The following is a 15,650-nucleotide window of genomic DNA, read 5'->3' on the forward strand; positions in this document are numbered from 1 at the left end:
GGGTGACACAGGCCACTGACAATCGGCCTTCAACAGCGCGATCCCGCCGAGCGCTTCAGCCAGTACGGCGAGTCCAGCCGGTACTCGCCCGCCCGCGGCACCGTCAGCCGCGTCCACTCGCCCTCCTGGCGCAGACACGCCCCCTTCGCCCGCAGCCACGGCGAGTAGGCGACCCGTACCGTCACCGACCCGGCCGCGGGCATCCGTACGACCAGCTCCGCGTCGCTGCCGCCCACCACCGTCGCCGGGGCGGCGGCCAGCGGAACCGCGTCCCGCACCCGGTAGACCGTCCAGCCCTCGTCCTGCCAGACCTGCTGCAGCCAGTCGGGACCGCCGGCGACGATCGCCGCCTCGTCCTCGGCCGGCCCGTCCGGCTGCCCGTGGGGCAGCACCACGAGGCCCACCGCCCTGCGGTCCAGCCACTGACGGTACGTCGCCGGGGTCAGCGACCCGTCGTAGAAGAGCCGGCCGCGCTCGACGTCGAGCTGCCGGTTCCAGCCGCGCGCCATGTTGATGTGCGGGGCGAGAAGCGCCGCCTCGCGGTGGTTGCGGGCGGGGACGACCTCGACGCGTGTACGGTCGGCGCCCAGCCGCTCCAGCGCCCGTACGACACCATCGGTGTGCGCGGCCCACGACGGCACCGAGTTGGAGACGACCAGGTCGTCCTCGGTCTTGTCGATCATCCAGTAGGTGTTCACGGCCAGCGCGATCGCGAGGACGGCCCGCAGGAGGGTACCGAGGCCGCCGCCCGCCAGGACCGCCGCGAGCAGCACGGGCGGTCCGACGAGGCCGACGAGCCGCTCGACGTTCGTGCCGATGGGCGAGGCGATGAGATACGTGAGCACGACGCCGGCCCCGTACACCCCGGCGCCGTACCGCACCACCCGCCACTCGCGCGGTGCCGCGCCGGCCAGGGCGACGGAGGCGACCAGGGGCATCCACAACTTTCCCGGCGTCATGGGCTGTTCGCCGTGAAAGGGGAACAGGAGCGTCACCGCCGCCACGACGAGGAACGGCGGCAGCACGAGCGCGGCGCCCTCGCGCCCCTGCCGGTCCAGCAGATACGCGGCCCCCGCCACCACCAGGAAGAGCCCGGCGACCGGACTGGCCATGGTCGCGAGCGCCGCGCACACGACGGCGACGACAGCCCTGCGTATGTACAGCAGAGCGAGCAGGCCGATCGCGATCCCCAGTGCGAAGGTCGTACGGCCGGAGGCGACGTTGCACCAGAGCGCCAGCGCCCCGAGCAGCGCGGGCCACACCGGCCGCCGCACCCCCCTGCGTACGAAGAGGCAGGCCAGCACCCAGGCCCCGGCCAGCCCGGCGGCCACCGACACCGCGCGGACGCCGAAGACGGCCATCAGCGGGGGAGTCAGGAGGCTGTAGTTGGCGGTGTGGGTGCCGCCGTACCAGGCGAGGTTGTACGCGGAGGCCGGGTGCCGCTCCATGAACCCGGCCCAGGCGAGCTGCGCCGCCAGGTCGCCGCCGCCGGTCGCGAGCCAGCCGGCCCACAGGACGTAGAGGGGCACGACGACGGCCGTCGCGACGAGCGGGACGCGCCACCAGGGTGGTGCGTCCCGCTCGACGGCGACGGTCATTTCGGTCTCTGCCCGCGTGCTGATCCCCACGGCGCAAACCCTAATGGCGCCGTGATCCGGCTGAGCGGGGGATCGGCGGGCCCGGCCTCACCAGGGGCGTCCGTCCTCCCGCAGCCGCGCGCCGTAGCCCGTGGGGGTGTCCCATCTCGCGGCCACAGGGCGCGAGTTGCCCTGCCGCACGCGGCGGATCGCAGGGGTGACGGGTCAGCTCTTGGGCAGTGGATAGGTCCGTGCCGCGGGCACTTCGTGGGCCGGCTCGACGGTCACCAGTCCGCCCGCGGCCTGCTTGGCGGGCTTCTGGATGAAGGACTGGTAGGTGGAGGGCTTTGCGCGGTCGGAGAAGTCGAACGACACTCCGAGAACGGTGAGCTTGGACTGCTTGCGGTGCGCCGCCGCGATGCCTTCCCGGGTGAGGTCCTTGGCCTTGCAGGCTGCCTTGAGGTCCTCACCGAGGACACTGATTGTGTTCCAGCCGCTGACGACGCCTGTGTCCAGCGGGTCGTTGGGGTACTTCGCCTTGTAGTCCTTGGCGAGCTTCTGGATCGCCGGGGCGTCGGAGCTGAACGGCGGGGCGGCGCTCACCAGGTAGAGCTGCTTCTCCAGGGCGGGGCCGACCGGGGTGGCGAGCAGTTGCGGGGCGAATCCGGGTGCGTTGCTGAGCACCGGGACCGCGAATCCCTTCGCAGCCGCGGTGCCGACCAGGGCCGCCGACTGCTTGGGACCGGCGCTGATGAGGATCGCCTTGACCCCGGCTTGCTTGAGGGCGGTGACCTGCGCGGTCAGATCCTGATCGGTGGGCTTGATCTTCTGCTCGACGATGCTCAGCCGGTGTTGCTTCGCCGCGTACTTGGATCCGGCGAGGGCGTTCTCACCGTACTCGCCCTCGAAGTAGACGTGGCCGATCTTGGCGCCGGGCTTCAGCTTCGCCTTGCGGACGAGGAAGTCGACGCCGTTGATCATGTCGATGTCATAGGTGGATCCGACCACTTGGACGTACTGGTGGCCCAGCAGGCTGGAGGCCCATCCCATCGGAAGCGTCAGCAGGTGCTTGGCTTCGATCTCCTGCTGCAACGAGGACACCACGGGAGAACCGACCACCTGGGACAGGGCGGCCACATTCGGCTCGGTCTCGGTGAACGCGGTCACGGCCTTCTGCACGTCGTAGCCGTGATCCTTGACGGTTATCCGGACGGTACGGCCGCAGATGCCGCCGGAGGCGTTGAGCTGGTCGGCGTACAGCTGCTGCGAGTTGACGATGCTCTTGCCGAGCGATGCGTACGGTCCGGTGAGGTCGGTCAGCGCGCCCAGGGTGATGGTCTTCTCCGTCACTCCGGGGCCGGTCTTGACGCCATCGCTGCCGGCAGTGTCCGTGCCGGTACCGCTTTTGGTGCTGCAGGCCGTGGCGCTCAGGGTGAGTACGACAAGGACGGCTGCGGCCGGGGCCAGGCGGGGGTGTCTCACGGTGTGTGCTCCTTCGGGGTGGCGCCTTCGACGCCCTGAGGGTCGGAGGTGGTGCGGGTGCGGAGAGGGAATCGCCGGTTGCGGCGAGCGCCGTCGCCGGTGCGGCGCGGCCGTCTGTGGGCCAGGCCGGCCAGGCCGCCCGGCGCGAAGACCAGGACGAGGACGATCGCGGCGCCGTAGAGGTAGCGCGCGGCGTCGCCGGGGGTCACGCCGGATCCGGCGGTACCGGGGGCGGTGAGCAGCGGCAGGTGGTCGGCGTATTTGGTGAGGAGATGCGGTATCAGGGTGACGAAGACGGCTCCGGCGACGGCGCCGCCGACCGATCCCAGGCCGCCGATGACGATCATCGCGAGGTAGTCGATGGAGAGCAGCAGACCGAAGTGGTCGGGGACGACGCGCTTGAACACCAGGGCCAGCAGAGCGCCGGCGGCGCCCGCGTACATCGAGGAGACGATGAACGCCGAGGCGCGGTAGCGGGAGAGGGGAACTCCCATGACGGCGGCGGCGACTTCGCTGTCGCGTACGGCCGCAAGGGCACGGCCGGGACGTCCGCGCACGAGATTGCGTGCGGCGAGCCAGGCCACCGCCACCAGTACGAGGCCGAAGTACCAGAGGCGTTCAAGTCCGCCGAAGGGGACGCCGAGCACGGCGAGCCCGTCGGGTGAGGTGTCGGAGAAGGAGAAGCCGAAGATCTCCAGCGCCGGCACGGAGCGGCCGTTGAAGCCGCCCGTGATGTCGCGGGCGTTGAGCATCATGTGGTGGCCGAGGAAGACGAGGGCGAGGGTGGCGATGCCCAGGTACATGCCGCGCAGGCGACCGGAGATGGGGCTGAACAGCCCTCCCGCGACGCCGGCGAGTACGACGGCGAGAACGAGGGCGAGCAGCGGCGGCAGCCCGAGCCCGTACAGGTGGGCGGAGCCGGTGCCGGACGGGTCCGCGGCCAGCCACACATAGCCGTACGCGCCTACGGCGAGAAAGAAGGCGTGGCCCAGGGACAGTTGTCCGGTGGTCCCGGACAGCAGGTTCAGTCCGATGGCGCCGATGACGGCGGCCATGGCGAACAGGCCTGTCTGAAGCCAGAACGAGGAGACGTAGAAGGGGAGGACGAGCAGAAGCAGCACGGCGACGGCGACAGTGCCCGCCCTGGAAGCTGCTTGGGACCGGCGTCCGGCGGCACCGCCCGAGCCGTCGGGGGAAGCGCCCGTGGTGGGGGGAGGGGAGACGTCGGGCGACAGGGTGTCAGACACGGGTCAGCTCCTTCGATCCGAAGAGACCGGTCGGGCGGACCAGGAGTACGAGCACCATCACGAGGTAGGGGGCCACGTCGGAGAATCCGGAGCCCAGGGCGCTCAACTCGCTCTGGTAGCCGGCGGCCATCGCCGCCGTCAGGCCGATCACGAGACTGCCGACGAGTGCGCCGACGGCCGAGTCCATACCGCCGAGGATGGCGGCGGGGAAGGCGCTCAGGGCGATCTGGCTGGTGGTGCGGTCCAGGCCCGCGGCGGGAAAGGCGGCGAGGAACACCGCCGCGAGAGCGGCCAGCGCTCCGGCGACGCACCATGCGATGAGCCGTACGCGGTCCAGCCGTATGCCCATCAAGGAGGCGGCCTCCGGGTCGGCGGCCGCCGACCGCATGGACAGGCCCCAGCGGGACCAGCGGAACGCCGCGAAGAACACGCTGATGACGACGATCGCCACCGCTATGCTCGCGATCCGGGAGTCGGCGACGGTGATGTCCCCGAGCTGCGTCACGTCGGCACCCCAGGGATCTCCCATGCTGAGGAAGTCGGCGCCCACCCGCCTGTTCAGTTCGGTGCTGAGCAGGACGTCGATACCGATCGTCAGGATCGTCAGCGTGTGGATTTCCGCTCCGCGCAGACCGCGGGTGGCCAGCAGTTGCACCAGCCCGGCGAGCGCCGCCGCCAGCGCGGCGCCGACGAGCACGGCCGGCAGGAAGCCGATGGTGTCGTGCAGCCGTGCCGTGACATAGCCGCCGAACAGCAGCAGGGAGCCGTGGGCGAAGTTCATGACGCCCGACGCCTTGAAGATCACGACGAAGCCCAGGGCTATCAGCGCGTACACCGAACCCAGCGCCAGTCCGTTCAGAATCGTTTCGGCCAGCTTGATCACGGTTGCGTCCCTTCGTCCTGGGTGTCCTGGGCGTCCTGGGCTGGGGTGCCGAGGTAGGCGCTGATGACCGCCGGGTCGCGCTGGACACGTTCGGGCGTCCCGTCGGCGATGAGCCGGCCGAAGTCGAGAACGGTCACGGAATCGGCGATCCGCATGATCAGGCCCATGTCGTGCTCGACGATGAGGATCGAGATGCCCAGGGCGTCGCGGACCTTGGCGATGGTTTCGGCCATGGCCACCCGCTCGGTGGGATGCATACCGGCGACGGGTTCGTCCAGCAGCAGCAGCTTGGGCTCCATGCACAACGCGCGCGCCATCTCGACGCGCTTGCGGTCGCCGTACGCGAGCGAACCCACCGGCTTGTCGAAGGCGGGGCCCAGGCCGAGGAAGTCCGCGATCTCGGCCGCGCGCTCCCGGTGGCGGCGCTGCTCCCGTACGGCTCGGGGCAGTCGCAACGCGGTCGCCGTGAATCCCGCACGGGTCAGGCTGTGGCGGCCGAGCATGAGGTTGTCGGCGACTGTTCCGTGGGTGAGCACGATGTTCTGGAAGGTGCGTGCCACTCCGAGCCGGGCGATGCGGTGCGGTGCCATGCGGGTGAGGTCCTTGCCCGCGTACCGGACGGCTCCTGCCGTGGCGCGGTACACCCCGGACACGACGTTGAAGCAGGTCGACTTCCCCGCGCCGTTGGGCCCGATGAGGGCGTGGATCGTACCGGGGGCGACGGTGAATGAGACGGCGTCGAGGGCGAGGAGGCCGGAGAAGCGGACGGTCAGCGCGTCGACCGTGAGTGCGGGCACCGGCTCTGTCTCCGCGTCCGGTTCCGGTGAAGAGGCGGGATCGCGTGTTGCGGCCGCGGCGTCGATGCTCATCCCTTCCACCTGGCCAGCTCGGTCAGTCCCGGTGCGGTCGCGGACAAAGCGGTCGCGGATGTAGCGGCGGACACCGCGCCCTGGCCCGCCGTGCCGGCTTCGAAGCTCTCGCCCAGGTACAGGCGCCGCACTTCGTCCGTGCCGGCGAGGTCGTCCGACGCCCCCTCCAGCCGCACCTGGCCGACGTCCAGCACCGAGGCACGGTCGGACAGCGCCAGGCCCATGGAGGCGTTCTGCTCCACGAGCAGGATCGACGTCCCCTGGGCGTTGATCTCGCGGATGACCGACGCGATGCGCTGAACCATGAGGGGCGCCAGTCCCAGCGAGGGCTCGTCGAGCAGCAGCAGCCGGGGGGCGGCCATGAGCGCGCGGCCCATCGCGAGCATCTGCTGCTCGCCGCCGGACAACAGCCCGGCGGCCTGCCGCCGCCGTTCGGCCAGCAGCGGGAACAGCGCGAAGACGCGGTCGCGGGCCGCCTGCCGGTCCGCGCCACTCCTGCGGCGGGCCCCCAGGAACCCGGCCCGCAGGTTGTCCTCCACCGACAGGGCGCCGAAGATCCTGCGGCCCTCGGGCACCTGCACCACTCCGGCGGCCACAGACCGCGCGGGATCGCCCGTCAGCCGTGTTTCGCCGAAGTGCACGGTGCCGCTGTCCACCGTGCCCCGATGGAGCGCGAGGGTCCCGGAGACCGCCCGCAGCAGCGTGGTCTTGCCCGCTCCGTTGGAGCCGAGGACGGCAACGATCCCGCCCTGCGGGACGCTCAGCGAAACTCCGTGCAGCGCCCGCACGGACCGTCCGTAGGTGACGTGGAGATCAGTGATCCGAAGGGATCCTGACTGCGTCGGTGGAGGGCTCACAGGGGGTCTCCTCGCAAAAGGTGCAAACGAGCGGGCCGGGCTGGGCGCTACGAGAACACGGCCCGAGCAGGGCGTCCATACAGGTACGGAGAGCCGCTGTCCGCTCCCAGCCGGGAGGCGCCCGGCTTGTGAGGGCTCACAGTCCGCAAGGCCTGCAGGGCGGAATCATCACGATTTGGCAGAGTCCTCGCCCTTGGGTAAGCGACTGCTTAGCATGGTGGCCTCCGGGAAGGGTGCCGCCGGCTTCCCCGCGCGACCCGCATGCGGCGTCGCACGCGACTTCCGCACGGCAGCCATTGCCCGGTGGAGGAACTTCACTGCTCTCAGCGCAGCTCACGACATGGCAACTCGCGTGGTGTTCTCGCACGCCCCGTCCTACCTGGAGGGTCCATGCACGCCATCTCCGTCCCCGGGAGCTTTCGCCCTCGCGGCCATGACGTATCCCTGCCCAGCGGTCCGGTGCCCGACGGCGGCGCGGATTCCTCTCCTCTCCAGCTCTTCGACCGTGCCTGCCGGCGCCTTCTGGGGCACGGCGCGGAATTCGCCGACACCGTGGTGGAGAGGATCCGCGCCGAGGTGCCGTACTACGCCGACCCGGTGCTCGCGCCGCCCGACGTGCGGCGGACCGTAGGCGTCGGTATCCGTCACGGGCTGGAAGCCGGCGTGGATCCGAGCAGAATCGTGGACGTCGAGCGGTACACCAGAGACCTCGGCATGAGACGCGCGGAACAGGGCCGCCCCCTCGACGAGGTATTGCACGCCTACCGCGTCGCCGGCTCCGAAGTCTGGAGCGGGATCATCAGCGTGGTGGAGCGGGACGGACTCGGCGACGCGCGCCAGTTGGTACACGTCGCCGAGCTGGTGTGGAAGAGCAACGACCGCGACGCCGTCATGGTCGCCGACGCCTACCGGCAGGTCGCCAAAGGCGTCGCAAGCCGGCACGGTGAACGCGTCCGTCTGATCCTCGCCGCCTTGCTGGAGACCCGTAACGAACCCGAGTTCACCCGCGACGCGGCGGCGATCCTCGATCTGCCGCTCGACGGGCGTTTCGCGGTGGCGGTGGTGGGGGCGACACCGCCGTACGGCCGCGCGCCTCAGACCACTCCGGAGGTTCGCGGCATCCGGATCCTGCGCCACGCCTGCGGACGCCGCGATGTGCTCGTCGCCCACCTTGGCGACCGCCCCCTGGACGCGCTCGCCTCCGGCCTGGACGCCGGTCCCGGGTTCCGCATCGGGATCAGCCCGGTCGTCCAGGGGCTGGAGAGTCTGGCCCGAGCGCGCGACATGGCCGGACTCGCTCTTCGCACGTGCCGGGCCGACGGTGAGATCGCCCGGCTCGACTCCCGGCTGCCCGAGGGGCTCCTGATCTCGCGGCCCGACCTGTCCGCCGAACTGGCCCACGGGGTGCTCCGGCCCATGTACGACCTTGAACCCGCCGACCGGGACACGCTGTTCGACACCGTCAGCGTCTGGATCGAGAACGGCGGCTCCGCCGTCCAGGCGGCCCGGCACATGCTCTGCCATCGCAACACCGTGCTCAATCGTCTGCGCCGCTTCGAGCAGATAACCGGCCTTGCGCTGACCCGCCCCCGCGATCTGGTGCAACTCACCCTCGCGCTGGACGCCCACCGCCTGCTCGGACCGACCGCCGCACTCGGCACCATCGACCGCAATCGCCCGCCGACTGCCTGACGACGCACGGCTCCGCCGCAGCTGATGACCGTCGGCGGTCCGCCGGCCGGCACGACTGGATGGGCATCAGCACAGTTGCCCATGCGGGGCATTGGGAGCGGACATCGGCCCGAGCACAGCGCATGGACGGGCCGGGGCGCGGGTGCTCTGGTGAGCCTCGCATCAGAGGTGACCCCGCCCGCATCCGCGCCCCGCCAGGAGACCGCCATGGCCCAACAGCACGCCTCCCTGCTTCATCATCGACCACGGCCGCATCGCCCGGGTATGTCCTTCGCCGTGGTCAACGGACTGACCTTCGGTCTCCATCTGCTGCTCGCCTGCTCCGCCGCCGACTTCATGGCCACCCGTGTCTGGGGGGAAACCACCATCGGTGTGCTGGCCCTCCTCATCCAGGGCTCCCTGCTGCTGTGGACCGCGGCGCGGTACGACCGCCGTGCGGACGAACGCGGCGCTGCGCGGGAGCAGGAGTTGGAGCACTGATGAATCCGGAGATCCTGCTCGCCGCGCCCGGCGCCCTGGACACGGACACGCGCGCCCTGGTCCTCGTGGGCTTTCTCACGTTCATCGTCCCCATCCTGTTCATCTGCGTCCTCAGCGGCCCCGAGAGAGACAGGGTCAACGACTTCTACACAGCGGGTCGCAGCGTGCCGCCCTTGCGGGGAGCGCTCGTACTGTCCGGCGTCTACCTGTCCGCGGCCACGGTGCTCGGCACCACGGGAAGCGTCGCGGTCTTCGGCTACGACGGTCTGTTCATCGCCCTGTGCACCGTGCTGTCCCTCGGCGTGCTCCTCCTGCTGGCCCGCCCCCTGCGCGAGCGGGCCGGCTACACCTTGGGTGACATATTCGCCCTGCGGGCTCCAGGACCCGCGGCAAGGATCGCGGCCGCCGTCGTGACCCTGAGCGCATGCGTCCCCTATCTGGTCGTGCAGCTCTCCGGTGCGGGAGTGACCACCACGGCGCTGCTGGGACTGTCCGGTGCGGGCGCCGAACAGAGCGCCGTCATCATGATCGGCGCACTGGTCGTCTGCGCAACGGTTTTCGGCGGCATGCGTGGCACCATCGTGATTCAGGTGATCAAAACGGTGGTGCTGCTCTGCGCGGCCCTGGCTGTGACAGCTGTACTGCTCCATCATTTTCACTGGAGCGGCGAATCCCTGATCGACGCCGCCGGACAGGGCAGCGGCCGTCCCGCCGGCTATATGCGACCCGGCCTCAGGTTCGCCGGCAGCACCGACCCCGAAAGCACACTCGACTTCGTCGGCCTGATGATCACCATCGTGCTGGGAGTGGCGTGCCTGCCACACGTGGCCATGCAACTGGGCACCGCGCCCGACGCGGCCGCCGCGCGCCGCACAGTGCGCCACACCATCAGCATCGTCGGCGCTTTCTGCCTCACCACAGCACTGATGGGCTTCGCAGCTGCCGCGTTGGTCGGCGCCCCGGCGATCATGGCCGCGGATCCGGGAGGCAACAGCACCCTGCTGCTGCTCACCGGCGAACTGGCCGGCGGCTCCTCCACCGACACGGGCGGTGCGTTTCTCGTCGTACTGGTTTCCTCCGCAGTGTTCCTCACCACGCTCGCGGTCGTGGCGAGCATCACCCTGGCGGCCGCGGCGGCGGTCGCCCACGACCTGTACACGCATGTCCTGCGCCGGGGGCGCACGACCGAAGGCCGAGAGGTGGCCGCCGCACGCTTGGCGTCCGCCGCGGTCGGAGCACTGAGCATCGGACTGGCGGTCTGGGTCCAGGGATGGAACGTCCTGTTCCTGTCTGCGCTCTCCCTGGCGGTAGCCGCCTCCTGCCTGCTTCCGGCACTGGTGTACTCCCTCTTCTGGAGTGGGTACACCCGTGCCGGTCTGCTCTGGACGCTGTACGGAGGCCTGGGCTGCGCCGTCGGACTGCAGATCTGCGGTCCGGTCTTCTCCGGCACCCCCTCGGCGCTCTTCCCGGACTGGAACCTCGACTGGTTCCCGCTCCAGACGGTCGTCCTCGTATCGATGCCCGCCGCCTTTCTGCTCGGCGCGCTGGGCAGCGTGATGGGAAAGCGGCGGGTGCCGGAGGTCGGGGAGCATGCCAGGGCATGAAGTGGCGCACGGGCCACAGCTGCCGACCCGTCACTGAGCCGCGCCGAGTTCAGCCGGCCGTCGCCGAATGCGTCTGTGCCGAATGCGTCTGTGTCGACTGCGGCTGTGTCACATCGACGAGAGTGGCCGGCAGGGCGATGTACGCGGTGACACCCACGGCCCCGTCCTGCCCTTGGGTGGGGCGCAGTTCGACCTGGGCGCCGAGCCGGGCCGCCAGTGTCCCGACGACGTAGTGGCCGAGGTAGCGGGTGGGGGCGATCAGGAAGGTTTCCCGGCCCGCGAGCCGGGCGTTGGAGCGGGCCAGCTCCTCGGCGCTCATGCCAGAACCCCGATCGACGACTGCAAGGCAGTAGTCGCCGACGTCGCGCCAGCCGTAGATCTCGACCGGGCACGAGGGAGGTGAGAAGACCAGGGCGTTCTCTATGAGTTCGGCGAGCAGATGGGAGAGCTCGGCAACGGCCCGGCCGTGGATCCGGCCGTCCTGTACGTCGGCCACAGCGACGCGCTGGTACTGCTCGACCTCGGCGATCGCCGACTGGACCACCTCGGTCGCCGTCACCAGGCCGGACCAGGTGCGCGGCGGCAGCTCCTCCCCGGCGAGCACGAGCAGCGACTCGGCATTGCGGCGCATACGGGTGGCCAGGTGGTCGAGTTCGAAGAGCTCGCCAAGCGCGTCCGGGTCGATTTCCTGGCGCTCCAGGATGGTGATCAGGCCGAGCTGGCGGGAGAGCAGCGCCTGATTGCGGCGGCCGAGGCTGGCGAGCGACTCGGAGGTGTTGCGCCGGAGCACAGCCTGCTCGGTCGCAAGGCCTATCGCAGTGTGCTCGACATTGTGCAGGGCGGTGGCGAGCCTGGTGAACTCGCGGGCGCTGTCGGGGACCGGACGGGACGGTTCAGGGACGAGTTCGTCGCCCGCCTCGGCCTCCTGGATCCGGGCAACAGCGGCGGGCAGCCCGGTACGAGCCACCGAGTCGGCCTCATCGGCGAGTGCGACGAGCGGCCGCGTGATCGAGCGGGCGGAGAGCACGGCGAGTGCGGTGGCAACCGCGAGGATCAGCACACCGAGGCCGATGAAGCCGCCCAACTGCCTGGTGGCGTCGTCCCCGATGCGGTCCGCGCGAACCCGCACGTCGGCGCCGATCTGCCGTTGCACGCCATGGAGTTGGTCGACGAGCACGGTCATCGACGACCACCAGAGGCCGGGGTTCACAGCGAGCCGGCTGCCGTCGGCTCCGCCCTCCGCCCGCTTCTCGTAGCCGGTCGCGCGCCGGGCGTCGCTGGTGGCGAAGGCGGCGGCGAGTGCGGACTGCTGGTCGGAGGTGGCGAGTTCGGCGTACTGACGCAGGAAGGCCAGCCGCTCCGCCCGTACCTCGGTGAAGTCGAGGAACTCGCTCCCCTTGAAACGCCCGGCGGCAAAGACCCCGTTGAGGGAGCCGCGCTCCAGGGCGACCGCCTCGGTGGTTCGGGCGAGGGCCTGCAGGGCGCCCATCGCGTCGGCGAGGGGGCGGTCACCCCGAGCGGGTTCCGCCGCCGCGGCGCTGATCAGGCCGTCGATCGCCTCGGTGTACGCGGCCAGGGTCGGCGCGCGCTGGGCGGCGCCGTCGTCAACCGTTCGGCGCATGTCGGCCAACGCCGCGACCGGGGAGAGCGCGTCCCGTAAGTCGTCGGCGGTATCCGCGTCCGCGCCGCCCGCCGCGAGCAGGGCGTCGAATCCGGTCCGGGCGGTATCGGTGCGGGCACGCTGAACGTCGACGTCGTCGCGGTACTCCTTGGCGCCGCCCACCAGCCCATTGGTGAGGCCACGTTCGCGCTGCAGCTCGCGCACCAGATCCTGGGCCTTGAGGACAAGCTCGACCCGGCCGGCGGTCTCGCGCGCCGCGGACCAGTCGGCCGCCCGGTCGACGACACCGAGGCCGGTCACGACCAGCAGCAGACAGGTGGGCACGGCGAGCACGATGGCCACACGGCCGCGGATCGTGCCCCAACCGGGCAGAGTGGGAAGAGCGGGCTGTCGCGACGGAGTGCGTCGTCGGTTGCGGATCACGTCCGACGACGATACGAACCGGCGTGCCCGGCGCGGTTTCCCGGCGGTAAGGGGATGGTTGCTCCCGGCTCACAGGAAGCCCGGCCGCGCCGCGCGCCATCCGCCACCTTCCCGTAACTCGGCACCGGGTGCCGTGAGTTGTGGGCGCGACGCCGGTCTGTACCCGTCATGTCGTACGCATGTATCGCGCCCCCCCGAGTGACGCGTCGGCTGCGAGCTGAACCCTGGAGCCCTTCTCGGACACCGCCGCCGCATCACGCGATTTCGCCGGGGGCGGAACCCGCCTCCCTCCCAGCCGGGCGGCTCTTACGCTCAAGAGGTGAGCACCCAAGCGCCGAACCAAGCCCGCGTCATTCCCCTGCGCCCGGTCGCACCGGCGCCCGCCCCCGCGGCCAAGGAGCCCCTCTGGCGCCACATCGTTGGTCACGTCCTGCGCCGCGAGCGTCTCGCCCAGGAACGTACGCTCAAGGATGTCGCCGACGCCGCCCGGATCTCGATGCCCTATCTCTCCGAGCTCGAGCGCGGCCGCAAGGAGGCCTCGTCCGAAGTCCTCGCGGCCGCCGCGCGTGCACTGGGTCTCGGGCTGGCCGACCTGCTCGCCCTGGCACATGGTGAGCTCGCCCGCCCGGTCCGGGCGAGGCGGGCCAACGCCGACATCGCCCCCACCGCCGCCGATGGCGCGGTGACGTCGGTCGCGGCGCTGAGCAACCGGCACACCGGGGCGCGGATGCCCTCGCGGCAGGGCCAAGTGAGCCTCGCCGCCTGACCCTGACGGGCGGCCGTACGCTCGCCGGAGCGACGGCCGCCCCGCACGTCAGGCGGCAACCGCGAGCCGCCGGCTCAGAACCTCGTCGGCGAGCCCGTACGCCACCGCCTCCTGCGCGGTGAAGATCTTGTCCCGGTCCATGTCCGCGCGCAGCGTCGCGACGTCGTGGTGCGTGTGCCGGGACAGCACCTCCTCGACCTGGGAGCGGATCCGCAGCATCTCCTTGGCCTGGAGGCTGAGATCCGAGACCGTCCCCTGCCGGCCGCCGCTCGCCGGCTGCCCCAACAGCACCCGGGCGTGCTCGAGTACGAACCGCCGCCCGGGGGCTCCGCCGGCCAGGAGCACCGCCGCGGTCGAGGCCGCCTGCCCGACGCAGAACGTCGAGATCGGGGCGCGGATGAAGGTCATCGTGTCGTAGATCGCCATGAGTGAAGTGAAGGAGCCGCCGGGCGAGTTGATGTAGATCGCGATCTCGCTGTCCGGGCTCGACGACTCGAGGTGGAGCAGCTGCGCGATGACGACGTTCGCCACGCCGTCGTCGATCTCGGTACCGAGGAAGATGATCCGCTCGGACAGCAGCCGGCTGAAGACGTCGTACGACCGCTCGCCCTGCGGCGTGCGCTCGACGACGTTCGGGATCGTGTACTGGCCCATGTCAGAGTCCCACCCGTCGACGCGAACCGGCCGGCCGTACGCTGTCGAGCGACTCGACGACGTGATCGACCATGCCGTACTCCTTCGCCTGCTCGGCCGTGAACCACCGGTCGCGGTCGCCGTCGCGGGAGATCGTCTCCTCGCTCTGGCCGGTGTGCTTCGCGGTGATGCGCTCGATGGCCTTCTTCGTGAACTCCAGGTTCTCGGCCTGGATCGCGATATCGGCGGCGGTCCCGCCGATGCCGGCCGACGGCTGGTGCATCATGATCCGCGCGTTCGGCAGCGCATGGCGTTTCCCCTCCGTCCCGACGGCGAGGAGGAACTGCCCCATGCTCGCGGCGAACCCCATGGCGAGGGTGGAGACGTCGTTCGGGATCAGCCGCATCGTGTCGTAGATCGCCAGCCCGGCCGTCACCGAGCCGCCCGGACTGTTGATGTAGAGGCTGATGTCGGTCTTCGGGTCCTCCGCCGACAGGAGGAGCATCTGCGCACACACCCGGTTCGCGGAGACCTCGTCCACCTGGGTGCCGAGGAAGACGATCCGCTGCGTGAGGAGTTGGGCGGCGAGGTGGTCGTCGAACCGCGACGGGGGTGTGTCGCCGGTGTCGGCTCGTGGATTCAGGCCTGGGTCCCAGCCGGTGATGAGTGGCGACATCGGTCCTCCTCGTCGTGGCGCGGCGGTGGTCGCCGCGGTCTCTCCACTGTCGGCGGGCTTGCGTTGCCACGTCAGGATTCTTGGCCCGCAGCAGATTCGCTGACGGCAGAGGAGCCCTCCAGCGCCGCGCGGAAGAACGCGGTCGTGATCCCCCGGAACCCGGTGTGCCCAGTGCGGCCCGCATGGCGCAGGCACCAGATCTCCGGGCCCGCTTTGTCGTCCGCCGGCCCGGAAGCCTCTCCGCACGAGGTGCACTCGGCCTCGAAGATCGGGCCGCTCCCTGAGAGATCGATGCTCAGTGTCCAGTCGGCGGACCGCATCACCCGAGCCATCAAGACCCCTCCTGCTGCCGCACACTGTGGTCACCGCCCGCGCCGGCAACCGTCAGAACGGCCCACACCGCCTTGCCGGGCCCCGTCCGGTCGCTCACGTCCCACCGGTCTGCCACGGCGGCCACGAGGCTCAACCCCCTTCCGCTGACGGCCTCCGCATCGAGCGACCGCATAACCGGCCGCTCGTCCGCCGTGTCGTGGACCTCGATCCGCACGCCGTCACTGACGGGCCGACAGCGCGTCTCGATCTCCCGCCCAGGGGATACGCGCGCATGACGGACGGCGTTCGTCAGCAGCTCGGAGAGCACCAGGAGGGCTGCATCCTCGATCTGCGGCAGTCCCCATTCGGCCAACGTCTTGCGTAACTCAGCGCGCGCCAATGGGACGGAACGGGGATGGCGTGCCCAACGCCGAATCACTTCACGGTCGTTCGCTCCCGCGCTGCTGTCCATGTCGCCTACCCCGGGTCCCTTTGTCGTGAATTGGCCCGGTATTCATGCTGGCGACG

At 70.6% G+C, this 15,650-nt stretch carries 15 protein-coding genes; 4 read left to right on the forward strand and 11 right to left on the reverse strand.

Annotated elements, in window-relative coordinates:
- Positions 1-29 precede the first annotated feature (29 nt).
- The 6 genes from SLUN_RS25095 to SLUN_RS25120 form a co-directional block, all read right to left on the reverse strand.
- Positions 30-1,598, reverse strand: coding sequence for a DUF8823 domain-containing protein (locus SLUN_RS25095; RefSeq protein WP_108151900.1), 1,569 nt, complete (start codon positions 1,596-1,598; stop codon positions 30-32).
- A gap of 204 nt (positions 1,599-1,802) precedes the next feature.
- Entirely contained in the window at positions 1,803-3,059 is a 1,257-nt protein-coding gene (locus SLUN_RS25100) for an ABC transporter substrate-binding protein (RefSeq protein ID WP_108151902.1), read from the reverse strand.
- Positions 3,056-4,306 (reverse strand): branched-chain amino acid ABC transporter permease, encoded by a 1,251-nt coding sequence (locus tag SLUN_RS25105; protein ID WP_108151904.1) that lies wholly within the window; start codon positions 4,304-4,306, stop codon positions 3,056-3,058. The genes SLUN_RS25100 and SLUN_RS25105 overlap by 4 nt, the downstream gene beginning before the upstream one ends.
- A complete protein-coding gene (locus SLUN_RS25110; RefSeq protein ID WP_108151906.1) occupies positions 4,299-5,189 on the reverse strand; it encodes a branched-chain amino acid ABC transporter permease in 891 nt (296 codons plus the stop codon). Before SLUN_RS25110 ends, SLUN_RS25105 begins: the two co-directional genes overlap by 8 nt.
- On the reverse strand, positions 5,186-6,058 hold the full coding sequence (locus SLUN_RS25115; protein WP_108151908.1) for an ABC transporter ATP-binding protein: 873 nt from the start codon (positions 6,056-6,058) through the stop codon (positions 5,186-5,188). Before SLUN_RS25115 ends, SLUN_RS25110 begins: the two co-directional genes overlap by 4 nt.
- A complete protein-coding gene (locus tag SLUN_RS25120) occupies positions 6,055-6,915 on the reverse strand; it encodes an ABC transporter ATP-binding protein (protein ID WP_108151910.1) in 861 nt (286 codons plus the stop codon). Before SLUN_RS25120 ends, SLUN_RS25115 begins: the two co-directional genes overlap by 4 nt.
- Positions 6,916-7,305: 390 nt before the next feature.
- Between SLUN_RS25120 and SLUN_RS25125 the strand changes: the two genes are divergently transcribed.
- The 3 genes from SLUN_RS25125 to SLUN_RS25135 all read left to right on the forward strand — a co-directional run bounded on the left by SLUN_RS25125 (position 7,306) and on the right by SLUN_RS25135 (position 10,691).
- Positions 7,306-8,607 carry a PucR family transcriptional regulator gene (locus SLUN_RS25125; protein WP_108151912.1) on the forward strand — a complete coding sequence of 434 codons (1,302 nt, stop codon included), beginning with the start codon at positions 7,306-7,308 and terminating at the stop codon, positions 8,605-8,607.
- 264 nt (positions 8,608-8,871) lie between these two features.
- A complete protein-coding gene (locus SLUN_RS25130) occupies positions 8,872-9,087 on the forward strand; it encodes a DUF485 domain-containing protein (RefSeq protein WP_246338432.1) in 216 nt (71 codons plus the stop codon).
- Positions 9,087-10,691 (forward strand): sodium/solute symporter, encoded by a 1,605-nt coding sequence (locus SLUN_RS25135; RefSeq protein ID WP_108151916.1) that lies wholly within the window; start codon positions 9,087-9,089, stop codon positions 10,689-10,691. Before SLUN_RS25130 ends, SLUN_RS25135 begins: the two co-directional genes overlap by 1 nt.
- 49 nt (positions 10,692-10,740) lie before the next feature.
- Here SLUN_RS25135 and SLUN_RS25140 read toward each other — a convergent pair whose 3' ends face one another.
- Entirely contained in the window at positions 10,741-12,735 is a 1,995-nt protein-coding gene (locus SLUN_RS25140) for a sensor histidine kinase (RefSeq protein WP_108151919.1), read from the reverse strand.
- A gap of 319 nt (positions 12,736-13,054) precedes the next feature.
- On the opposite strand from SLUN_RS25140, the gene SLUN_RS25145 reads away from it, so the two are divergent.
- Positions 13,055-13,501 (forward strand): helix-turn-helix domain-containing protein, encoded by a 447-nt coding sequence (locus SLUN_RS25145; protein WP_108151921.1) that lies wholly within the window; start codon positions 13,055-13,057, stop codon positions 13,499-13,501.
- Between the two features lie 48 nt (positions 13,502-13,549).
- Here SLUN_RS25145 and SLUN_RS25150 read toward each other — a convergent pair whose 3' ends face one another.
- The 4 genes from SLUN_RS25150 to SLUN_RS25165 form a co-directional block, all read right to left on the reverse strand.
- On the reverse strand, positions 13,550-14,155 hold the full coding sequence (locus tag SLUN_RS25150; protein WP_108151923.1) for a ClpP family protease: 606 nt from the start codon (positions 14,153-14,155) through the stop codon (positions 13,550-13,552).
- Between the two features lies 1 nt (position 14,156).
- The gene (locus SLUN_RS25155; protein ID WP_108151926.1) at positions 14,157-14,810 is read right to left on the reverse strand and encodes an ATP-dependent Clp protease proteolytic subunit; all 654 of its coding nucleotides are present in this window, start codon (positions 14,808-14,810) and stop codon (positions 14,157-14,159) included.
- Between the two features lie 71 nt (positions 14,811-14,881).
- Positions 14,882-15,142, reverse strand: a complete 261-nt coding sequence (locus SLUN_RS25160; protein WP_254709965.1) for a DUF7848 domain-containing protein — start codon at positions 15,140-15,142, stop codon at positions 14,882-14,884.
- Positions 15,142-15,594: an ATP-binding protein gene (locus SLUN_RS25165; protein WP_108151928.1), complete on the reverse strand. Its 453-nt coding sequence runs from the start codon at positions 15,592-15,594 to the stop codon at positions 15,142-15,144. The genes SLUN_RS25160 and SLUN_RS25165 overlap by 1 nt, the downstream gene beginning before the upstream one ends.
- Positions 15,595-15,650 lie beyond the last annotated feature (56 nt).

Source organism: Streptomyces lunaelactis, from assembly GCF_003054555.1.
Lineage (GTDB): Bacteria > Actinomycetota > Actinomycetes > Streptomycetales > Streptomycetaceae > Streptomyces > Streptomyces lunaelactis.